Origin of the sequence: Methylobacterium sp. Leaf106 (assembly GCF_001422895.1) — a bacterium.
GTDB lineage: Bacteria > Pseudomonadota > Alphaproteobacteria > Rhizobiales > Beijerinckiaceae > Methylobacterium > Methylobacterium bullatum.
In genome coordinates this window covers 1-21,893 of record NZ_LMNB01000033.1, presented here as the reverse complement: position 1 = coordinate 21,893, position 21,893 = coordinate 1, and the positions used below count along the sequence as shown (strand labels likewise).

The 21,893-nt window shown below is 69.1% G+C and carries 13 protein-coding genes, 1 pseudogene and 1 riboswitch; of the genes and pseudogenes, 4 read left to right on the top strand and 10 right to left on the bottom strand.

The genetic code is table 11. The features are described from left to right. Positions 1-50 precede the first annotated feature (50 nt). The 3 genes from pdxR to ASF34_RS17730 all read left to right on the top strand — a co-directional run bounded on the left by pdxR (position 51) and on the right by ASF34_RS17730 (position 5,380). On the top strand, positions 51-1,601 hold the full coding sequence (gene pdxR, locus ASF34_RS17740) for a MocR-like pyridoxine biosynthesis transcription factor PdxR (RefSeq protein ID WP_244479037.1): 1,551 nt from the start codon (positions 51-53) through the stop codon (positions 1,599-1,601). A 511-nt stretch (positions 1,602-2,112) separates the two neighbouring features. Continuing rightward, positions 2,113-4,737, top strand: a complete 2,625-nt coding sequence (locus tag ASF34_RS17735; protein ID WP_018045637.1) for a bifunctional diguanylate cyclase/phosphodiesterase — start codon at positions 2,113-2,115, stop codon at positions 4,735-4,737. A gap of 196 nt (positions 4,738-4,933) precedes the next feature. Further along, on the top strand, positions 4,934-5,380 hold the full coding sequence (locus ASF34_RS17730; RefSeq protein WP_056163037.1) for a cupin domain-containing protein: 447 nt from the start codon (positions 4,934-4,936) through the stop codon (positions 5,378-5,380). A gap of 388 nt (positions 5,381-5,768) precedes the next feature. Here the strand turns inward: ASF34_RS17730 and ASF34_RS17725 are convergent, their stop codons facing one another. The 7 genes from ASF34_RS17725 to ASF34_RS17695 form a co-directional block, all read right to left on the bottom strand. After that, on the bottom strand, positions 5,769-7,271 hold the full coding sequence (locus tag ASF34_RS17725) for a PepSY domain-containing protein (RefSeq protein WP_056163034.1): 1,503 nt from the start codon (positions 7,269-7,271) through the stop codon (positions 5,769-5,771). After that, on the bottom strand, positions 7,265-9,466 hold the full coding sequence (locus ASF34_RS17720) for a TonB-dependent receptor (RefSeq protein ID WP_056163031.1): 2,202 nt from the start codon (positions 9,464-9,466) through the stop codon (positions 7,265-7,267). Before ASF34_RS17720 ends, ASF34_RS17725 begins: the two co-directional genes overlap by 7 nt. A 301-nt stretch (positions 9,467-9,767) precedes the next feature. Continuing rightward, positions 9,768-9,965, bottom strand: a riboswitch (cobalamin riboswitch). A gap of 97 nt (positions 9,966-10,062) precedes the next feature. Beyond that, positions 10,063-12,447 carry a TonB-dependent siderophore receptor gene (locus ASF34_RS17715; RefSeq protein ID WP_244479036.1) on the bottom strand — a complete coding sequence of 795 codons (2,385 nt, stop codon included), beginning with the start codon at positions 12,445-12,447 and terminating at the stop codon, positions 10,063-10,065. Between the two features lie 263 nt (positions 12,448-12,710). After that, the gene (gene fhuB, locus ASF34_RS17710) at positions 12,711-14,729 is read right to left on the bottom strand and encodes a Fe(3+)-hydroxamate ABC transporter permease FhuB (RefSeq protein WP_056163024.1); all 2,019 of its coding nucleotides are present in this window, start codon (positions 14,727-14,729) and stop codon (positions 12,711-12,713) included. Next, on the bottom strand, positions 14,722-15,537 hold the full coding sequence (locus ASF34_RS17705) for an ABC transporter substrate-binding protein (protein ID WP_244479035.1): 816 nt from the start codon (positions 15,535-15,537) through the stop codon (positions 14,722-14,724). Before ASF34_RS17705 ends, fhuB begins: the two co-directional genes overlap by 8 nt. 70 nt (positions 15,538-15,607) lie before the next feature. Continuing rightward, positions 15,608-16,897, bottom strand: coding sequence for an MFS transporter (locus ASF34_RS17700; RefSeq protein ID WP_018045644.1), 1,290 nt, complete (start codon positions 16,895-16,897; stop codon positions 15,608-15,610). 41 nt (positions 16,898-16,938) lie between these two features. Then, the gene (locus ASF34_RS17695; protein WP_056163018.1) at positions 16,939-18,006 is read right to left on the bottom strand and encodes a siderophore-interacting protein; all 1,068 of its coding nucleotides are present in this window, start codon (positions 18,004-18,006) and stop codon (positions 16,939-16,941) included. 496 nt (positions 18,007-18,502) lie between these two features. Between ASF34_RS17695 and ASF34_RS17690 the strand changes: the two genes are divergently transcribed. Then, positions 18,503-19,291, top strand: a complete 789-nt coding sequence (locus ASF34_RS17690; protein ID WP_056163015.1) for a GNAT family N-acetyltransferase — start codon at positions 18,503-18,505, stop codon at positions 19,289-19,291. 20 nt (positions 19,292-19,311) lie between these two features. On the opposite strand, the gene ASF34_RS17685 is transcribed toward ASF34_RS17690, so the two are convergent. The 3 genes and pseudogenes from ASF34_RS17685 to ASF34_RS23260 form a co-directional block, all read right to left on the bottom strand. Beyond that, positions 19,312-20,607, bottom strand: coding sequence for an alpha/beta fold hydrolase (locus tag ASF34_RS17685; protein ID WP_244479050.1), 1,296 nt, complete (start codon positions 20,605-20,607; stop codon positions 19,312-19,314). A gap of 71 nt (positions 20,608-20,678) precedes the next feature. Further along, a pseudogene (locus ASF34_RS23265) lies at positions 20,679-21,415 on the bottom strand (AMP-binding protein); the annotation flags it as partial. A gap of 88 nt (positions 21,416-21,503) precedes the next feature. Then, the coding region (locus ASF34_RS23260) for an AMP-binding protein (protein WP_210166716.1) at positions 21,504-21,893 on the bottom strand (390 nt) is incomplete at both ends.

The window sequence follows — 21,893 nt, the reverse complement described above, 5'->3', positions numbered from 1 at the left end:
ATCCTCGGCGTGGCGCGGTGTTCGCCGTCACTGTTGACGAGAAGCGGATCATGCGGAAGATCCAGTTTTCGCCCGATGACCGGACCAGTTCGACGAAGACCCGGCGCCGCCCTCCCCTGCCGCTTCAGCTCGATCTCGACCCGCCGACCGCCGGTCCGCTTCGTCGCGGGGATGCGAGCCTGCACGGGCGCGTGCGGGAGGCCCTGCGCGACGCGATCCTGGCCGGACGCCTGCCGCCCGGAATGCGTCTGCCCTCGTCCCGCACCCTCGCCGGGGATCTCGGCTGCGCGCGGGGGACGATCCTGCTCGCCATCGAACAACTCGTCGCCGAAGGCTACCTCACCACCCGCCCCGGCTCCGGCACAAGCGTGGCCGACACCCTGCCCGACGACCTCCTCGTGCCACGGGGCGCGGCGGGCCGCACGACCCCCTCAATCGCGGCGCCGGTCCTGTCGCGGCGCGGGGCGTCGCTGGCAGCGTCGCGGGGCGAGGCCGGCGACGCCCCGATCCCCGACGCCTTCGCCCTCGGCCGACCCGCCCTCGATGCGTTTCCACGTGAAACCTGGGCGCGCCTCCTCCAGGCCGAGTGGCGCGCTGGCCCGCCCGCGCATCGTCATCCCCTCGGCGATCCGCGCCTGCGCCGCGCCCTGGCGGCCTATCTCTCGGCCGGGCGCGGGGTCGCCTGCAGCGAGGAGGCGGTGATCGTCACAGCCAGCATCCGGCAGAGCCTGCGCCTCCTGGCGGAGCTTCTGCTGGAGCCCGGCGAGGCGGCCTATCTGGAGGAGCCAGGCTTTCCCGGCCTCGCCCATGCCCTGCGGGCGGCGGGCCTGCGCACGGTCCCGGTGCCGTGCGACGGGGCGGGGTTCTCGATCGCGCGGGCGCGGTCCATCGATCCCGGCGCCCGGCTCGCGGTGGTGACACCGGCCCAGGGCCATCCCCTCGGCGCCACGATGAGCCTGGAGAACCGTCTCGCCCTCCTCGCCTGGGCGGAGGCGGAGGATGGCTGGATCGTCGAGGACGATTACGACGGCGAGTACCGCTATGCCGGGCGGCCGCTGGCGCCGCTCCACGCCCTCGACCGGGCCGGGCGCGTTCTCTATGTCGGCAGCGTCTCCAAGGTGCTCCTGCCCGCCCTGCAGATGAGCTACCTCGTCCTGCCGGAGGCCCTGGTGGAGCCCGTGCGCCGCGCCCTCACGGGCAGCGGCGGCTTCGCCTCGATCCTCGGGCAGGGTGCGCTCGCCCGCTTCATCGCGGAGGGCCATTTCGCCGCCCATCTGCGCCGGACGCGGCGTCTCTACGGGCAGCGACAGGCGGCCCTCGTGGCGGCGGCGCGCGACCATCTCGGCGATGTGCTGGAGGTGCCGCCCCGCGACGGCGGCATGCATCTGGTGGCCCGCCCCGTCCCCGGAACGGACTTCGACGATCGCCTCGCCGTTCAAGCCTGCGCGCGCGCCGGCATCGCCACCACGGCGCTCTCGCCGCATTTCGCCGATCCTGCGCGCGCCGAGCAGGGGCTGCTTCTCGGCTATGCCTGCGTGCCGGAGCGCGCCGTCGCACCGGCGTTAATGCGGATGGCGGAGGCGTTGCGGCATAGGGGCTAGCGGGCCAGGGGCCGTTCATCGGCAAAACTCCGCGGACCGGCTGCTTGCGATACCGCATCGAACGGGGATCCCGGCGGTCCGGGGCCGGTGACCGGTTCGGCGGCCCTCGTCCCTACGTCTTCGTCTCCCGGCACATCGGCGCAGTCCGGTTCACGATCGGCCCGGAATCGAGGCACGGCTCATTCCACATCGCCGCGAGCGCGTGTCCGAATCCGGAAAAGCGGTCGTTCATGGCACGACACCAACCGAATCAAGTTTTCCGAAAAAGGTTCAGCTTTATTAAGCCACATGTCTGCAACGTAGAAATCGAAAAGCCACAAGGTATTCGTTGATGTACCGCGCCCTTGTCTGCCTCGGCGAGCAGCATGACGGCTGGGTCTTGCCCCTTGCTGCTATCGTTTGCTGGGTATCGAGCCATACCGCCCTACGGCTCGCCCGCCAATCGACTAAGAGCCGGGATTTGGAACCTTGGGCGTGGCTGCTAGCGGCGGGCTTTTCTGCGGGATCCGGGGTGTGGAGCACGCATTTCATCGGCATGCTCGGTTACGACCCCGGAATCGTCGTCGGCTACAATACCCGCCTGACGCTGCTGTCCCTGGTCGTGGCGATCCTGGCATCCGGGATCGCCCTGACGCTCGAACGCCGGGCGACGAGTTCGGCCATGGCGGCAGGCGCCGGGATCGTTCTCGGGCTGGGCGTGGCGGCCATGCACTTTCTCGGCATGGCGAGCATCGAAGTCCCCGGGACCTTTACCTGGGACCGCACGCTCGTCGTCGTATCGGTGCTGATCGGCTGTGGCCTGTCCGCGGCCGCGCTCGTCGCCTTCCGGCATCGGGAGCTGAGATACCCGAACGCCATCGCCGCGACACTTCTGACCGCCGCGATCGCAGGACTGCATTTCACCGCGATGGGCGCGCTGCAGATCACCCCCGACCAGACGCAACCGACTTCGGCGTCGAGCCTGCCGCGTCTCGCGCTCGCCTCCGGCATCGCCGCGATCATGCTCGCGATCCTGGGCTTTGCCGTGCTCGCCCTGTTCGCCGATCGCATGCGCCTGGCCAATCGGGCCTTGCGCACCAGCGAGGCCGCCTATCGTCTGCTCGCCGAGAACACGACCGATGTGATCGTCCGGTCAGATCTCGACACGACGCGCCGCTATGTATCGCCCGCCGCCTTTCAGGTTCTGGGGCGCGATCCGGAGGAACTCATCGGAACGCAGCCTCTGGACACCGTCCATCCGGACGATCGTCCGGCCTATGAGCAGGTGCTCGCCGACCTGGTTCAAGGTCGGATCGACAGGCCCGTCACGAGGCAGCGCTACCGTCACAAGGACGGACGCTGGGTGTGGATCGAAGCGTCGTTCAAGCTCACCCGATCGGCGGACGGGGCCGCTCCGACGGGCTATGTCGCGTCCCTGCGTGACGTCACCGACCGAATGGCAGCCGAGACCGCGCTGCGGATCAGCGAAGAGCGCCTCGCGCTCGCCCTCGACAGCGGCAGCGACGGTCTTTGGGACTGGGAGGTCGCGACGGGAAAGGTCTGGTTCTCCGATCGCTGGCAGACGATGATCGGCTACGAGCCGGGCGAGATCGAGGGTCATCTGCGCTCGTGGCGGCGTCTCACGCACCCCGACGACGTCGAGCGCGCGCGCCGGCTGCTGACCGACCACATCGACGGGAAGACGCCGATCTACGAATGCGAGCAGCGCGTCCGTACCAAGAGCGGTGCCTACACCTGGGTCCTGTCGCGCGGCAAAGTCGTCACGCGCGATGCCACGGGGGCTCCGCTGCGCATCGTCGGCACGCATATCGACATCGCCGCGCGCAAGCAGGCGGAGCAGCAGATCGAGTATCTGGCGCTGTACGACGCGCTCACCGGATTGCCCAACCGGACCCTGTTCTGGGACCGCCTGGACCGCGAGATGGTGAGCGCGGAACGGCGCGGACATTTCTTCGCGGTGCTGGCTTGCGATCTCGACCGATTCAAGTCCGTGAACGACAGTATGGGCCACCCGGCGGGCGACAGCCTCCTGCGCAAGGTCGCCGATCGGCTCAAGGCGTCGATCCGGGAGGGAGACACTGTCGCGCGGCTCGGCGGTGACGAATTCGCCATCGTCCTGAGGGGACTCGACCGTCCGCAGAACGCCAGCACCACGGCCCAGCATGTCATCGACGCGGTGAAGCTGCCCTTCGATCTCGAGGGCCGCACGGTCAGCGTCGGGATCAGCATCGGCATCGCGGTCGGGCCCCAGGACGGCCGCAACCCCGATCAGCTGTTCAAGAATGCCGACATCGCGCTCTACCGTGCCAAGGCCGCCGGTCGGAGCACGTACCGCTACTACGAGCCCGACATGGATGCGGCGATAGCCGAGCGCAACGCACTGGAACTGGACCTGCGCGAAGCCGTCCGGCTGGGGGAATTCGAGCTGTTCTACCAGCCGATCATCGCGCTCGAAAATGACGTGCTCAGCGGCTTCGAGGCGCTCATGCGCTGGAAAAATCCCACGCGGGGCTTCGTCTCCCCCAGCGAATTCATTCCCTTGGCCGAGGAAATCGGCCTGGTGGTGCCGTTGGGCGCCTGGGCTCTGAAGGAAGCCTGTTGCGAAGCGATGGAATGGCCGGGCGAGCTCAAGGTCGCCGTCAACGCCTCCACCGTGCAATTCGCCGAACTCGGCCTGGAACATGCCATCGTGATGGCGCTGACGGCGTCCGGCCTGCCGCCGCATCGGCTCGAACTGGAGATCACCGAGAGCGTGCTGATGGGTGACACGGAGAGCGCGATCGCGTGCCTGCATCGGCTGCGCCGGCTCGGCGTGCACATCGCCCTCGACGATTTCGGCACCGGCTTCTCGTCCTTGAGCTACCTGCGGCGATTCCCGTTCGACAAGATCAAGATCGATCGCTCCTTCATCCACGAGATCGGCGACTCCGATACGGCCGCGATCGTGCGCGCCGTCGTGGGCCTCGCCGAGAGGCTCGGCGCGCGCATCACCGCCGAGGGTGTGGAGGACGAGGCACAGCTCGCCCATGTGCGCCGGGAGGGCTTCACGGAAGCTCAGGGCTATCTGTTAGGCCGACCGCTCTCGGCGCCGGATGCGCTCCGGTTCGCCCGTGCCGCGAAAGAGCCGGTGGCCTGAGACCGTGCCGTCGGCCGGTGACAAACGGCCGTGTCCGGCGACCGGATCGGCCGGTCATCCGCGTTCGACGCTCGATGCTTCGCCGACACGGAAAAGGCCGCCGACGCGGGCCTCCCTCCGCCACCGTTTTTGAGGGCGGCCGGAAAACCGGTTACGATGGGGCATCAGAGGCAGAGCCCCCGAGCCAGGACGAGCGATGAGCCAGGACCCTTCCCCCACCAGCACCGCCGCCCATGCGGTGTTCGACGTCGCCGCCGCCGTGGCGGCCCTGCCCGAGGCTTGTTCCACCATGGTGGCCGACCATCGGTTCGTCGATCAGCCGGCGGCGAGCGCGCGGGTGTTCCGGGTCTATTCGCCGACCCCGCCGCACAGCCACGCCTCCTGCGACGAGTATCTCTACGTGCTCTCCGGCCGCTGCATGATGAAGTTCGCCGACGAGCCGGCGGTGGAGGTCGGGCCGGGCAAGCTGGTGATGTTCCAGCGCGGCGTGGTGCATTCGGTGCCGGAGATCCTGGAGGAGCCGATGGTGTTCCTCTCCGTCGACACACCCCGCCGCGAACCGCGCGACATCCGCTTCGTCTCGGACGGCACCGGCACGCCCGACACCTTCATGCGCCAGTCGCAGCAGGCCCAGCAGCAGTAAGGCACACGCCCTTCCCCTCTCCCCGCCGGGCGGGGAGAGGACGTCGTCCTCCCCTCGTCGGGAGGCGACGTGAGCCCGCCAGGGCGAGGGTGAGGGGGTATCTCCGGATGCGGCTCCTTCGGCCAAGCCCCCTCACCCTCGGCTGCCGCCTCGCCGCGCCGACGACGGGGTCGTCGCGGCCCTCTCCCCGCGCGCGGAGAGAGGGGAATGCGCGCCGGCCTTCGGGTCCAACAGTCTGAGGTCACGTCCCTATTCAAAAGAGGCTGGTCCCCCTCTCCCCGCTAGGCGGGGAGAGGACGTCGTCCTCCCCATGCCGGGAGGCGACGTGAGCCCGCCAGGGCGAGGGTGAGAGGGTCTCTCCGGGTAGGGCTCCTTCGGCCGCGCCCCCTCACCCTCGGCTGCCGCCTCGCCGTGCCGACGACGGGGTCGTCGCGGCCCTCTCCCCGCGCGCGGGGAGAGGGGAATGCGCACCAGCCTTTAGGCCGATGCGCCGCCAGCCGATGACGAGCCCCGTCGTCACGAGGGCTCCGGCGAGCAGGTTCAGCAGCCATTGCACCGCATCTCTCGCCGGCGGGTGGCCGACGAGGACCGGCAGGTCAAGGCGGTGGAGCGCCGTGAACAGCCAGCGGTTGACACGGCCCGAACGGTCGAGCCGGTTCAAGATCTCGCCGCTCTGCGGATCGACGTGAAGCCAGGTGGCGGCCGGGTCGGCGAAGCGCAGGCGCAGGATGGGGAGCGTCCCGCTCGTGAGCGGCGACCAGTAGAGATCGTGGGTGTCGAGGCGCTCGACGCCTTCCAGCCTCGCACCCGCCATGGCGAGACCGGCCGCCGCCGCGATCCGGGCGGTCGAGGGTGCGTCTCCGATCACCCGGCCGCCGGTGCGGTCGAGCCCCGTCGCGACCCAGTGCCCGCCGATCCGCGCGAGATGCAGGCCGAGAGGAGCATGCGCGCCGATCTCGCGGAGGCTTTCGGTCGTGAGGCCGATGGGGCTGTCCGCCCCGGCATAAGCCTCGCGCAGGTCGGCGGGCGGCGCGAGGGAGGTGAACCAGCGGTTCGGGTTCATGGAGAGCCAGCCGCTGAGGATGAAGATGGTGAGCCCGATCCCGCCGATGAGCCCGGCGAGGTGGTGCCATCGCGCCATCCCGCGATAGGGCGTGACGCGTCCTCCTGCGTAGCGCCGCCTCAGGCGCAGGCGCCAGATCCCCAGGACGAGGCCGCTGAGCGCCGTGAACGCGGCGATGCCGGAGAGCCACAGCACTACATCGCGCCAGAGGTCGGCGCGGGCGCGCAGCGGCGTGAGATAGACCCAATGGGTGACGGCGCCGACCCAGTTCCAGCCGCGCTCGAACCGCGTCGTGTCGAGCACGATCTCGCCCGTCCTTTCCGAGACGTAGAGCTCCGTGCCGGCCGCGTCGTTCAACGCGACCTTGTGGAACGGGCGGAGCGGATCATAGCGCGCCGTCACCGTCCATTGGTCGCGCTCGACCTCCTCCACGGACGCGCCGGGACCGGCCCCGGTGAGGCGCCGGGCCGCCTCGGCATCGACCAGCCCGGCCGGCGCGCCGGTTCGCGCCGAGAGAGTGATGCGGCGGCCGTCGCTGGCCGACATCCGGTAGAAAGGCTCGTCCCCGCGCATCTCCAGATCGAGGCTGCGGGGCATGCCCTGCAGCCCGGCGGCGGCCAGGGCCTCGTCAGGCGAGACCGCGACCGCCTCCCACGCCATCGGGCGAAGACGCGCGAGACGCTCCGTCTCCGTCAAGCTCGGGAACGGCACGTAGAGCATCACCAGCCCGGAGCCGATCCAGAGGGCGAAGAGCAGCCCGGTGGCGATGCCGAGCCAGCGGTGGCCGAGGACCAGCCACCGCTTCCCTCGTTTCAGCAGGCTCACCACGCGACGCTGTAGGCCACCTCGAACGAGCGCGGTCGCCCGAGGATCCAATTGGTGCCGATGCCGTCCACGGCGTTGCCGCTGATCGCGTAGGTCTTATCGAACAGGTTGTAGACGCGGAGGCTCAGGCGCGAGGCCGGGGTGACCTGATGGTCGAGGCCGAGATGGGCGAGGGTGTAGTCGGGCCGCGGCGCGGTATTGGAGAAGTCGCTGAAGACCCGGCCGACATTCTGGAGCCCGATGCGCGCCTCCCAGTCACGGGCGAAGGCCCAATTGAGCCAGACATTGGCGACGCGCTCGGGCACGTCGATGGGCTGGTTGCCCGCATAGGACACCGCCCCCTCCCGGAACTCGTCGTATTGCGCGTGGAGCAGAGCGAGGTTGGCGTCGATGCGCCAGCCATCGGGCAGGCGCAGGGCGAGCGCCCCCTCCACCCCGTGCGAGGATTGCCGGCCGACCTGGGTCGAGACATTGGGCTGGCCCGGCACCGCCGAGATCAGCTTGTCCTTGACGATGCGATAGCCGGCGAGCGTCCATTCAAGGGCGCCGTTCAGCGCGAGGCCCTTGGCCCCGACCTCGATCTGCTCGCCGGTGGAGAGGTCGAAATTGGCGTTCGATTGCGACAGGCTGATGAGGCTCCCCACCGGATCGGTGGCGGTGGCGTATTGCACGTAGAGGGCCGAATCCGGCGTCGGGTTGTAGACGAGGCCGAACCGGTAACTCAGGGCCTCGAACGAGCGGGCGAAGGTGTCGCCGGTCTGCAGGTTGCGCCGGTGCAGGGTCGGCGCGTCGAAACGCACGCCGGTGAGGAAGGAGAGCTGGTCGCTCAGGATCAGCCGGTTCTCGGCGAAGACCGAGGCTTGGTTGGTGCTGGTGGCATAGGCCGGGCTGGCGCGGCCATTGGCCGGGAACAGGCCCGGATCGTAATTGTACGGATCGACGCTGGTGACGAGGCTGCTGCCCGCGCTGGAGAAGTTGTTGGTGTGGCGGAAATCCACGTGGTTCACGTCGAATCCGATGGCGAACTCGTTGCGGAAGCCGAACACGTTGCCCTTGAAGGCCGCGTCGAAGCGGTTCCCGACCTGCTCCTGTTGGTGGTAGATTTCGGTATAGCTGGACCGGTCGATGAGGCCCGTGCCGCGATTGAAGCTGTATTGCTCGACATCGAGCCAGTGGCGGCGGCTCTGCAGCCGGTAGGCGGTGTTGCGGATGGTGATGTCGGCGCTCGGCGTCCACTCGGTCTTGAGCTGGGTCCAGTTGTCGGACCAGATGACCTTCGCGCCGTCGACATTGTAGTTGTTGTTGCGCAGGGACTGGACGATCCGGCCATCGACCAGCGGCGTGCCCCAGTAGCGGGCGGGCTCCTGGTAGCCGAGATCGTGGCTGAGGGTCACCGCGAGATCGGGGTTCAGCTGGAACAGCAGCGCGCCCGAGACCGCGAGGTTGCGGAAATCCCCGTTCGGGCTGGTCCAGCCGCCATCGCGGTTGCCGCTGACATTGAGGCGGTAGGCCACCGCATCGCCGATGGGACCGCCGAGATCGACGGCGAGGCGCGCGAGCCCGTCCGACCCGGTGGCGGCGCGGGCGGCATGGATCGGCGTGAAGCTCGGCTTCTTCGAGACCACGTTGACCACGCCGCCGATGGCGCCGTCGCCGTAGAGCACGGAGGCCGGGCCGCGCAGCACCTCGATCCGCTCCACGTTCCAGGTATCGAATGGGAAGGTCACGGTACCGGCTCCCACGAACAGCCGCGTGCCGTCATAGAGTTGCTGGATCGAGTTCGGCCCGGCGAAGCCCCGGCTGGAGAAGGCGCCGTTGCCATTGCCGGGTGAGGCGATGGTGGTGATGCCGGTGGCGTTCTGCGTCACCGCCTCGACCACCGTGTTCTGGCCCCGGATACGGGCGGTCTCGCCGCTGATGACGTCGATGCTGGCGGGCGTCTCCAGCGGCGTCAGGCCGAGGCGACTGGCGCTGCGGGAAGGGGTCGAGAGGTTGAGCCCGACCGGGTTGGCGCGGGTGAAGCCGACCCCGCTCCCCTCCACGGTGAGCTGGTCGAGGGTGACGGCATTCTGGCTGACGGAATCCTGTGCCCGGACCTGACCGGCGAGCAGGGTCGAGCCGAAGAGCGACGCGAGGAAAGCGGTGGCGCGGGCCGGGGATGTCCGCCCGGGCGCGCGGTGGGTGACCTGTCTGGGCATGTTCGTTTTGGCAAACCGGAGTGATCGCTGGCCGAATGCCGCGCCCCCTCTGCTAAATCGTATGTTATAACGTTACAATGCAGCAGACCGGGCAAAATGCCTGCGTGCGGGACCGGACGGTCTCGCCGAAGGCATCCTGAGGAGCGATTCTGTAACGGAAGGAACGGGAACGATCGGGCATCGCAGGCAGACGGCAGGCGCGGCTCAGCGCAGTGGCACGTCACCGCGAACGAAGCCGATGCATTCGCGACATGCGAACGCCCCGACACCCCACCAGGACACCCCGCCCGATGCGTTTCGCGTGTGACCACGACTGACGGCAGGTCTCCTGGCTCGCGGGTCGCCGCCCTCTCATCGTCTTCCCAGGTGATCACCCAGTGACGTGTTGATGAAGGACTCGCCGCTTACAGTTGCGGGGGCAGCCGCGGCATCGGACACAAGGTCCTCACCGCGTTCCCTTTTGATCCCCCGAAGAGGAACCGTCACGCTCAAGCTAGTCGAGGCCGGGAGACCGCGTCAACGACGTCACGGCAACAGCCCAAAAGAAAAGCCCCGGATCTTTCGATCCGGGGCCGATCTCATCGGATGCGCGTCGCCTACCAGCGGTAGGTGACGGAGCCGGTGATGCGGCGGCCTTCGCCGTAATTGCAGCCGACGAATCTGACCTGTTGCGAGCAGGTGCCGACATAGACGCGGTCCGTGATGTTGTTCGCTGCCACCTGGAAGCGCCAGTTCTCGTAGGTGTACCGGAGCGACGCGTCGAAGAGGACGTAATCCGGCACGCGGATGTTGTTCTGGGGATCGCCAAACGATTCCCCGATGTAGCGGACACCGCCGCCGATCCCGAGCCCGCGGAACATGCCGGTCTGGATCGTGTAATCGAGCCAGGTTGCGGCGGTGAAGTTCGGCACCTGTATCGGCCGCTTCCCGACCGCGCTGGGATTGCCATCAGGCGCATTGTCCTTTGTCACTTCGGCCTGCAGGACCGTGAGCGACGAGATGAGCTTCAAGCCGTCGAGGAGGTCGACGGTGGCTTCACTCTCGAAGCCCTTCACCTCGACTTCACCGTTCTGGTAGAAGGCCTGCTGCAACGGATCGCTGGGATTGAAGAACAGGGCGTTGGTCTTCTTTGTGTTGAACACGGAGAAGAGGATCGATGTAGCCTGGCCCGGCGGCTGGAACTTGACGCCGGCCTCGATGGTCTCGCCGATCTCGGGCTTGGCCGGCGTGATGTTGTAGGTCAGTGGCACCGGACCGATGCCGGGCACGTCCATGCTCGTGCTGGTCTGAAGGAAGACCGGTAGCACGTTGAACGAGCGGGCCGCCGAGACATAGGGCGTCAGGCCGTTATCGAAGAGATACGAGAGCCCGACGCGGCCGCTATAGGATTGCGCGTCCTGGTTCGCACCGAAGCTCGTGGGAATCCCGTTCGGGAACGGGATGGCGTTGAGCATTTGGCGCACGGTGTCGATGACCGGGTTCTGGGCGTCGGTCTTCGTCGTCACCCAATCGTAGCGGGCGTTCATGCTGAGCAGCCAGTGATCGTAGAATTTGACCTGATCCTGCGCGTAAACGCCCACTTGGTCCTGTTGCAACCGTGACAGGAGGGAACGCGGAAGCTGGGCGACGGGCTGGCCGTAGACAGGGTTGAGAATGTTGAGCGGGCCGACGAATGGACCGACTCCGAGTAGGCCGAAGCTCGTACCGCCGAACTGGTCACTCTTGTTCTTGATCTTGCTGTAATCGACCCCGAGCAACGCGGTGTTCTTGATGTCACCGAACTGCGCATCGTGCTGAATCTGGGTATCGACGGTGAAGACGCCGTAGTCTTCGAGCCAGGTCTGAGCCTCGCGGTTTACGATGTTGGGCATCGCCGAATTGGTGACGCTCGTGGAATAGATCGCGTTGTAGTCGGTCGAGGCATGGGCGTAGCGCAGGTTCTGGCGCACGGTCCAATGGTCGTCGAACCGGTGGGAGAACTGGTAGCCGCCCTCGAAATGCTCGGCGAGGAAGCGCGAGAAGCCCGGCTCCCCGAGGAAGCGGCTGCGCATCTCCGATTTATAGGGACTGCTGCCCCGGGTGTATTCGCGCGGGATGGCGCGGAACGTGTCGCCGGTGCGGTCTCTCTGATAATTGCCGAGCACTGTCAGGCTGGTATCGGCCGAAGGCGCGAAGGTCACCGCGGGCGCGATGTAGATCCGGTCCAGCGGCGTGTAATCCACCTGCGTGCCGCCTTCGCGCAGCAGGCCGGTGATCCGGTAGAGGATCGTCTTCTCGGGATTGAGCGGGCCGCTCAGGTCGAAGCCGAACTGCTTGCGGTTGAAGCTGCCATAGGAACTGAAGATTTCCCGCAGCGGCTCGACCGTTGGCTTCTTGGTGATGAAGTTGACGAGACCACCCGGATCGTTAAGCCCGAACAGGCCCGAGGTCGGACCGCGCAGCACGTCGATGCGCTCCACGCCGTAGGGCTCGATCGGGAAGCCGGAGAAGCTCGTCTGCGGCAGGCGCATCCCGTCCTTGTAGATGCCGCGCTGGGTCTGGTCGAAGCCACGGATGATCAGCTGGTCGAAGCGGCCGTCCTGCCCCTGGGGCGACGCGATGATACCCGCGCTGTAGGCGAGCGCATCCGCGAGGTTCTCGGCGCCGCGATCCTCGAGTTGCTTCTGCGTCACGACGGACACGGACTGGGGAATCTCGCGGAGGGTCGCATTGGTCTTCGTTCCCGACGTGCTCCTGGGCACGACGTAGGAATTGGCGGCCGTCACACCACCGCCATTGCCACCTCCCGAACCATTTCCGGAGCCCTGCACCGACAAGGTGTCGAGCTGCACCGCCGCCGTGCCGCCCGACGCGGCTTGGGCGAAGGCCTCCCCACTCCACAGGGCGGGGGCCATGGCGAGCATCGCCACGGTGGAGACGCCGGCCAGACAGCGCAGGCCACTCACGGATTTGTGAGACAACTGGCCGGAGGTGGACAACATGCCATCGGACATAGGGAAGACCTTGATCGTCGGAAATACGGCGCAGACCTGATTGGTGAAGAACGAGATTTCCTTGCCGATGCATCGCGTAGAACGATTCAAAAACAAGCTCGGGTCTCGACAAGACGAATCCACACGGCGTCTTTGTCAGCAAGTCAAAGTTGAGATTTAATGACAAAAGTTGCGGCGGCGTTGCCTAAGAAACACAATCCTTCTTTGGAACAATTCAATTCAAGCGTCGCAAAAAACTTGCCGAAAGACGATCAACGGCGGGCCAGGAGCCACATCAGGAACGGTCCGCCGACGAGGGTCGCCACCAATCCGGCGGGGAGCTGGTAGGGGAAGAACGCCATCCGCCCGACGAAATCCGCCGCGACCATGATGAGCGCGCCGACGATCGCCGCACCGGCGAGCTGCGACGCCGCGCGGGTGAGGCCGGTCAACCGCGCCATCTGAGGCGCCACGAGGCCGACGAAGCTCAACGGCCCCGCCACCAGGGTCGCCGCGGTGGTGAGGATCGCCGCCAGGACGAGGATGGCGAGGCGGCTGCGGCGAAGGTCGAGCCCCAGCGAGCGGCCGGTGGGAGCGCCGAGGGGTAGCAGATCGAGCCAGCGGGTCAGAACGGGAAGGCAGGCGGCCCCAAGGGCGAGGATGGCGAGGGCGGCCACGGCATCCTCCGGCGCCACACGCGCCGTGGAGCCCGCCGTCCACCCGAGCAGCATGACCACGGAAGGATCGCCGCTGATCATCAGGATGGTGAGGAGGGCGCCGAACCCGGTGGTGAGGCCGATGCCGGCCAGCAGCATCTGCTCGGGCGCGGTGTCTGCACGGCGGCCGAGGCTCAGGATCGCCAGGAGGGTCGCGAGCGCCCCCAGGCTGCCGGCGCCAAGGAGCGCCGTCCGGTCAGGCGTGCCGAGGACGATCGTGACGGCAACGAGGCCGAGGGCGGCCCCGGAGCTGATGCCGAGCACTTCGGGACTCGCCAGGGGATTGCCGGTAAGCCGCTGCAGCAGGGTGCCGGCGATGGCCAGCATCGCGCCGGCCGCGAGCGAGGCGGCGATCCGGGGTAGGCGCCAGGGCAGCAGCGCGTCGAGTCCGGCCCCGAAGCTCCAGTGCCAGCCGGCCGTGTCGCGGCCGAGGGTCAGCGCGACGAAGACGAGGAGGGCCAGCGACGCCGCTCCCACGAGGACCAGGCGCCATGGCCGCGCGAGCCGGGCCGAGGCGCCGCCCTCCGGGCGATGCAGTGCGCCGACGCCACGCAGGCGCGGCAGCAGCCAGAGCAGCATCGGCACGCCGACGAGGGAGGCCAGCGCCCCCGTCGGCACCTGCGCGATGGGGGCGAGCGCCAGGACCACGGAATCGGTGAGCCAGATCAGGGCCGCGCCCAGCAGGGGCGCGGCGACGAGGCGGTCGCGCAAGGTGCGCGTGCCGGTGAGGCGGACGAGGATCGGCGCGGCGAAGCCGACGAAGCCGATGACGCCCACCCCCGCCACCACGAAGCCGCCCAGCGCCACCGCCACGGCCACGGCGAGGAACCGGACCCGGCCGAGGGAGAGCCCGAGGCTCCTGGCGTTCGCCTCGTCGAGGTCGAGCACCGCGAGGGGCCGCACCATCAGCGCGACCAAAAGAGCGGCCACCGCGAGGCGGGGCGCGAGATAGGCCGGTGCGCTCCAATCGTTCATGGCGAGGGAGCCCGCGCCCCAGACGAACAGGCCGAACAGCCGCTCCTGATGCAGGATCACGAGGAGGGTCTGGATCGCCCCGCAATAGAGCTCGATCACGAGCCCGGCCAGCAGCAGCGCGAGGGGGGCGAAGCCCTTGGCGCGGCCGAGGGCGAAGACCGCGAGCACCGCCAGGGCCGAGCCCGAGAGCGCCACCGCCTCCCGCCCTTGCGAGAAGAGGCCGGGCGCGAACAGGGAGGCCAGGGCCAGAGCGAGCTGCGCCCCGGCCGAGATGCCCAGCGTCGAGGGCGAGGCGAGGGGATTGCGCAGCACCTGCTGCAGCACCACCCCCGACAGAGCGAGGGCGGCGCCGGCGAGCCAGGCGGTGACGATCCGCGGCAGCACGCTCTCGTGCAGGATCACCTGGGCGATGTCGGTCCAGTCGGGACTCCACAGGGCCTTCAGCGCCGGGCCGAGGGCCATGTCGGCGGTGAGCGTGCGCAGGGTGAGGAGCCCGGCCACGAGTGCCACCGCGCCGATGAGGAGCATCGTCCCGCCGATCCGCGACCGGGGCGGCGCGAGGGCATCGAGGCGGGGCTCGGCCAGATCCACCTCAGCCACGGGGGCAATCCCGCTTGGCGAGACCGGTCATCAGCTCGGCGAAACGCGCGATGGCCGGCAGGCCGCCATAGAACCAGACCGGGGCCACCACGTCGACATGATGCTCGCGCACCGGCGGCAACGTCTGCCAGAGCCGGCTGCCGGCCAGCGCCCTGGCCGCGTCGGATTGAATCGGCCCGATATGGACGATGCGGGCATCGGCCGGGCCGATGGCGAGCTGCTCGATCCCCACCGCCGTGAAGCCGGAGGCGTTGCTGGCGCCGGTCCAGGCATTCGCGATCCGGAGGCGGTCGAGCACGGTCTGGAACAGGCTGGTGCGGCCGTAGACCACGATGTTGCGGTGGTCGACGATCCAGACGAGGTAGGTGGGGTGCCTCTCGGCCGGGCAGGCGCTCGCCGCCGCCTCGGTGAGGATCGCCTCGGTCCGTGCCTCCAGGGCTTTGGCCTCATCGACGCGGCCGAGACGCAGGGCGATGCGCATCGTCTCCGCCTTCGCCCGCTCGTAGGGATCGCCCCCGGCATTGGCGATGGAGACCGCCTCCGTCGGGGCGATGCGCGACAGAAAGGCCCCCTGCGTCGCCACCTGGATCGGGTTGGCGAGGATGAGGTCCGGCTTCAGGCTCGCCAGCACTTCGAGGTTGGGCTCCACCACGAGGCCGAGATCGACCACGCCGTCGGGGAGCGCCGGCGCCACCACGGTCCGGTTGTAGTTCTCGGGCTGCGTCACCGCGATCGGCACGATGCCGAGGCCGAGGAGCAGTTCCACGGCGCTCCAGTCGAGGGCCGCGACGCGCGGCTGGGCGGGCATCTTTTTCTCCGCGCGCGCGGGCAGACAGGCCAGCACGAGGAGGCAGGCCGCCAGACCGACAACGGCCCGTCTAGCGGACATCGACGGCAGCCAGGGCGAGATCCTCGACCTTGCCCTTGGCCTCAGGAGCGAGGCTCGCATCCCGCAGGGCGGGCGTCAGCGCCGCGATGGCGGCGGTGGCAGCGAGGCACAGGCCGCCCCCCGCCGCCATGGCGATCCGCGCCGAGGCGAGATGGGCCGTGGTGCCCGCCTGCATGCCGCCGAGCGCCGGGCCGATCGTCTCCTCCAGCACCCACAGGCTCGACACCCGGCCGAGCATCGCGTCCGGCGTCGCGCGCTGGATCAGGGCCGCGCGCAGGATGCCGGCGAGGCTCGCGGCCGCGCCGAGGGTGGCAAGGCAGAACAGGGCGGGAGCCATGCCCTCGCTGAAGCCCAGCGCGATGCAGGCACAGGCCCAGATCGCCACGCAGGCCACCAGCCAGCGCCCGGCGAACGGGCTCGCGCCGGCCCGGCCCGAGGCCAGGGCGCCGAAGAGAGCACCGACCGAAGGGGCGGCATAGAGCAGGCCGATGCTGTCGGGCCCTCCGCCGAGCCCGTGCGTCGCGAGTTCGGGCAGCAGCACGTAGGGCACGGCGAAGACCAGGGCGACGAGATCGACGAGGAGCAGGCTCAGCACCAGGGGCGAGCGGGCGATATAGCGCAGGCCCCCCATGAAGCCGGCCTCATCGGCGGCGAGCACGGGAAGGGGCGCTCCGGCGGAGGGGCCGGCGAGCGGCGGCAAGGGGGGCAGGAACCCGAGCACGATCGGCGTGATGCCGGAGATGAGCGCGACGACTCCGTAGCACGCGACGAGCCCCGCGCCGGCGGTGATCGCCCCGGCCAGGAACGGCCCGGCGATGGCGCCCGCCTGCGCCGCGACGGCCGTGAGTGCGGCGGCCCCCGACAGGTGCTCGCGCCCGACCAGCGCCGGGGTGGCGGCCATGATCGCCGGCATGCCGAAGCCGAAGGTCGAGCCGCCGACCACCGCCGCGGCGTAGATCGGCCAGACCATCGGGGCCGCGAGGGCGGCGTTGGCCATGAGGATCAGGATGGTGAGGAGATGGGCCGTGCGCGACCAGACCATGACCGCGCGGCGGTCGTAGCTGTCGGCGAGCCAGCCGCCGACGATGAGCGCCAGCGCCATCGATCCCGCGACGGCGGCGTTGAGGAACGCCACCTGCAGCGACGAGGCGGTGAGGGCATACATCTGCAGGCTCACGGCGACGCCGAGCACCCCGAAGGCGAGGAACGAGGCGGCCCGCGCCGCATAGAGCAGCTGGAACCCGCGGCTCGCCCGCAGGGGAGACAGGTCGAGCATCATGGTGCCATGCCGCCTCGGATGACGCTCTTTGACATCACGCTTCAGTCCTCGTCCTTGGCGTCTTCGTCGGCGCCGCGCCGCCAATAGGCCACGGCGAGATGCTGGTCACGGGTGAGGCCACAGGTCTTGCGCCAATGCGCCCGCAGGGCCTTGAACGCGTCGAATTCCGAGCCGGCCCAGGCGAAGACCGTTCGATCCTCCGGGAACGGGATCGCCCGGACCGCATCCGCCAGGAGCGTGGTCTTGCCGGGCGGTGCGCCGTTGCGGTGGAGCCAGCGCAGCTCCACCCCGTCCGGCCGGTCGAGCGCCTGCTCGTCGTCCGGCCCATCGACCTCGATCACCGCGACCCCGCCGACATGGCCGGGCAGCCGCCCGAGGATGCGGCCGATGGCCGGCAGGCCGGTCTCGTCGGCGGCGAGACAATACCACTCCGCCGCGCCGGCGCTGCGGCCGCCGGGGCCGAGCAGCCCGACCACGTCCCCGGCCTTGGCGCGCTTGGCGAAGGAGGCGCCGGGGCCGGCGTCATGGTGCATGACGAAGTCGATGTCGATCTCGCCCGCAGCCACATCGATACGGCGGATCGTGTAGGTGCGCATGGAGGGCGCGCTCTCCCCCTGCGGCCAGACCGGGATGCCGTCGATCCCCGGCACGGGCCATTGCGGCGCATGGCCCTCGGGCGGGATGATGATGTGCACATGCATGTCGAACGCGTCGTAGCGCGCCAGATCCGTGCCGACGAAGGTGATCCGGCGCATATGCGGCGTGAGATCGACCACGCGCCGAACCGTCACCTCGCGCAGGCTCGGAATGGTCTCGTCGGCGCAGCCGTCACCGGTCCAGACGATGGAGGCGTCCGTGGCGCCGGGAAGCTCCTGGAGATGCGAGGCGAGCATGAACTTGACGACGGCGAGGGAGGTCTCGTCGGTCGCCTCCGCCTTCAGGGCGAGCAGACCTTCGGCAGCCACGAGAGTGCCGGTGCCGACATCGAACTCGACCCGCCCGCGTCCCGGCTCGTGGAGCACGGGGATGTCGTGTTCGAGGAAATGCTCGCACAGGTCCGCGATGTATCGCCCGGCATCGGCGAGGCGCACCTGGGCTTCGGAAGCCATGGCTGTCACGGGGTGTTCTCCACGATGGCGGGACGGCGCGAAGTCTGGCCGCGGATCGGCTGGTGGCTGTAAACGAGGACGGACGGACACACAACGCAAAACAAGGCGACTGATTTCATCGAAGCGCACCGGATCGATTATTTATAGTTGATAGAAAAACGACCATCATCGAGAATGCTTTCCGCGCTTTTGTCGCCGTGTCTTCGCAACCCGGCAAAGAACCGATTCGATGTCGCGATCCCGCCTCCGTGATCGCGACGCCCGCAACAGGCAGGCTAAGAATTTTACCCGCCGTCAGCACAGGCGCGAACACGCTCCGTCTAAAAAGACATTCGACCCCACCTTTTATCGCTACATTGTCAAAGACAAAATATTGATCGACAAAATGTCGACAAAACTGGGCGATCTCCCATATCGGTACTCGACCGGCACCTGACTCTGGCCAGAAACAGGACGGGCCAGGTCTTGCCGCCATCGAGCCGAAACGGGAGAATGCATGAACGATGTCGATTTTCGCAAGATGCTCAATGCCCATTGCCTGATGCAGGCGGGCTGCTACGTCTCGGACATCGAAACCGCGCCTGATGGCGGGCGCTATCTCTGGTCGAACGCGATTCCGGAGCCGGGTTTCAACGTCGGCGTCGAGACCACCGACCTGGCCTGGGTCCGCGCGACCTCCGCGCGGCGCGGCCGGCTCCCGGCCCTCCTCGTCAACCAGAACAGAGACGGGGACGGGGACGCGCTCGGCGCCCATCCGGACTTGCAGGCCGCCTTCCCGACCCGCTGGATGCTGGGCGATTGCCGGGACGTGCAGGCGCCGGTCATGCCGGAGGGGCTGACCCTCGCGACGGAGGCGGCGGCGGCTCCCGGCGAGGGCTACCTGTCGGTCTGCGGCGGCCTCTACGACGATGTGGGCGTGAACGCGATCGCCGAGGCGGTCTTCCTGCCGGTGCTGCGCGATGCCCGGCCCGTCGAGGGGGTCGAGACGCGCCACCTCACCGTGAGCGCGGATGGGGTTCCGGTGGCCTGCGCCTCGGTCTACCGGGCGGGCTGGCTTGCCGGGCTCTACAATGTCGGCAGCCTCGCGACGCGGCGCGGGCACGGCCTCGGCGCCCTGGTCACGCGGGCGGCGATGGCGAGCGCCCGACAGGCCGGCGCGGAGACGGTGATGCTCCAATGCGTGGCCGGCGGCCATGTGGAACGGCTCTATGCCGGCCTCGGCTTCACCGTGGCGGCGAGCCCGACGCTGATGGTGTTCTCGCATGGCGACGCGTCCGCAGGATGACGCGATAGCGGTCTCGCCCCTCACAGCGAGGCCGCGAAACTGTCGTGGAACATCGTGGAATCCACGATCTCCCGGTGGGTGACGTCGGGGATCACGGTCACCTGTTCCACCCGGTTGGAGTAGCGGCCCCAATCCACGTGGTTCAGGCCGCGCTCCACCGACTTGCCGGCGAGCCAGACCCGGATCGGACAATCGAACCTGTCCGCCCGGTAGCGGCGATAGAGCAGCGTGTTGTCGACGAAGGTCCAGAGTTCGTATTCCTTGCTGCCGACGCCTGGGCCATCAAGGGGCAGCGGATCGGGGGCGGCCGCCACATAGGCGAGGAACTGCTCGTGGAGTTCCGGGTCCATGCGCCGGAACAGGTCCTCCCAGTCGGCCCGCATCGGCGAGCGCTCCAGCCAGGACGCGACATTTTCCTGGAGGCGACGACGATGCTCCGGCGTCAGCACCGGCAGGGCGCCGACGGCGAAACTCACATCGATGTCGCAGACGTCGAGCATGCCGACGAAGCTGAGGTCGACGCGCGAACCCAGCATCCGCGCCGCCTCGTAGGCGAGGACGCCGCCCCAGGACCAGCCGAGCATGGTGCAGGGGCGTCCGGCGCTCTCCTTTTCGATGATCTCCGCATAGCGCGCGGCGATGTCCTCCACAGAGACCACGCTCTTGCGCGCATCGGTCAGCGAGTAGCAGACGAAGCCGGTGACCGGCTGGTCCGGCCCGAGGCGGCGGACCAGGGGCGCGTATTCGCGGGTGTTCACCATCAGGCCGGGGAAGCAATAGAGCATCGGGCGGTCGCCCGTCGCCCGCAGGCGCACCACCTGCGCGGTGCCGACCGCATCGGCGGTGAGCGCGGCGGCCAGGGTCTCGACGCTCTGGTTGTTGAAGATGTCGGCGATGGTCGGGCTGCGCTCCGGGAAGGCCGTGCCGAGGGCGGTGAGCACGCGCAGGGCGGTGAGCGAGTTCGCCCCGGCCTCGAAGAAATTCCGGTCGGGCGGGATGGCGGTGAGGCCGAGGGCCTTGGCCCAGATGTCGGCCACCACGGTCTCGGTGGGGGTGAGCGGGCGCGAGGGACCGCCCGTCGCCTCGACCAGCGGCGCAGGCTCCGGCAGGGCCGCGCGGTCGAGCTTGCCGTTGGGCGTCAGCGGCAACCGATCCAGCGCCACGATCCGGCTCGGCACCATGTAGTCCGGCAACCGCCGGGCAAGGTCGGCCCGGAGCGCGCTCGCGTCGAGCTCCGCCCCGGCCGCAGTGACGACGTAGGCCACCAGCAGCGGACCCGCCGGGCCCTGCCGCAAAGCCGCCGCCGCGCCCGCCACGGTCTCCTGTGCCAGCAGCGCCGCCTCGACCTCGCCGAGCTCGATCCGGAACCCGCGCAGCTTCACCTGCNCCCGCCGGCCCCTGCCGCAAAGCCGCCGCCGCGCCCGCCACGGTCTCCTGTGCCAGCAGCGCCGCCTCGACCTCGCCGAGCTCGATCCGGAACCCGCGCAGCTTCACCTGCGCGTCGGCCCGCCCGAGATACTCCACCGTCCCGTCCGCCCGCCAGCGCGCCAGATCCCCGGTGCGGTAGAGCCGGCCGCCGTCCCGACCCGACAGGTCCGGGAACGGATCGGGGATGAACCGGTCCGCCGTCTGCCCGGCCCGGCCGAGATAGCCCCGCGCCAGACCGTCACCGCCCAGATGCAGTTCCCCAGTCACCCCCACAGGCACCGGCTGCAACGCCGCGTCGAGAATGTAGGCCCGCCGGTCCCCCACCGCCCGGCCGATCGGGGCGTAGGCCCCCTCCACCGCATCCCCGGACCGCGCCCGCCAGACGAGGGGCGAGATCACCGTCTCGGTGGGGCCGTAGCCGTTGATCAGCAGCGTCGGGTCGAGCGCCCGGCCGATCAGCGCGAAGCTCTCCCGCGACAGGGCCTCGCCGCCGAACGCATAGGAGCGCCGGCTCGGGCGCGGGCCGCTGGCGGCCTCGAGCGCGAGCTGGTGCATGTAGGCGGTGGGGAAGCCCGCATGGGTGACGCCGTGACGCTCCATGGCGTCCAGCGCCTCGCGCGGGGTCCACAATCCGTCGGGCTTGAGCACGACGCAGCCACCGAAGGCCAGCGGCACCATCCAGCGCTCCTGCGCCCCGTCGAAGCTCATCGACAGGACGTGGAGTTCGCGCGTCTCCCGGTTCGTGCCGTAGACGGCCCCCGTGGCCCGCACGTGCCGGGCCAGNCTCCTGCGCCCCGTCGAAGCTCATCGACAGGACGTGGAGTTCGCGCGTCTCCCGGTTCGTGCCGTAGACGGCCCCCGTGGCCCGCACGTGCCGGGCCAGGGGTCCATGCGCCACGGCGACGCCCTTGGGGGTCCCTGTGGAGCCGGAGGTATAGATCACGTAGGCGAGCTGCTCCGGATGGGCCGTGCGGGACGGCGCGGTCTCGGGCTCGGAGGCGAGATCGAGGGCGGAGGGGTCCAGGCTACCGGCCTCTCCCATACCCGCCTCTTGCGCCAGCCCATCGAGGGCGCTGCCCTGCACCAGCAGCAGGCGGGTCCCGGCATCGCGCAGGAGGGCGGCCAGACGCGCCCTCGGCTGGGCCGGATCGAGGGGCAGGAAAGCGCCCCCGGC

Bases quoted from the DNA above. Each gene is read 5' to 3' on its own strand.
- pdxR (WP_244479037.1), top strand. From the start codon at position 51: ATGCGGAAGATCCAGTTTTCGCCCGATGACCGGACCAGTTCGACGAAG.
- ASF34_RS17730 (WP_056163037.1), top strand. From the start codon at position 4,934: ATGAGCCAGGACCCTTCCCCCACCAGCACCGCCGCCCATGCGGTGTTC.
- ASF34_RS17720 (WP_056163031.1), bottom strand. From the start codon at position 9,466: ATGCCCAGACAGGTCACCCACCGCGCGCCCGGGCGGACATCCCCGGCC.
- ASF34_RS17715 (WP_244479036.1), bottom strand. From the start codon at position 12,447: ATGTTGTCCACCTCCGGCCAGTTGTCTCACAAATCCGTGAGTGGCCTG.
- ASF34_RS17705 (WP_244479035.1), bottom strand. From the start codon at position 15,537: ATGCCCGCCCAGCCGCGCGTCGCGGCCCTCGACTGGAGCGCCGTGGAA.
- ASF34_RS17700 (WP_018045644.1), bottom strand. From the start codon at position 16,897: ATGATGCTCGACCTGTCTCCCCTGCGGGCGAGCCGCGGGTTCCAGCTG.
- ASF34_RS17695 (WP_056163018.1), bottom strand. From the start codon at position 18,006: ATGGCTTCCGAAGCCCAGGTGCGCCTCGCCGATGCCGGGCGATACATC.
- ASF34_RS17690 (WP_056163015.1), top strand. From the start codon at position 18,503: ATGAACGATGTCGATTTTCGCAAGATGCTCAATGCCCATTGCCTGATG.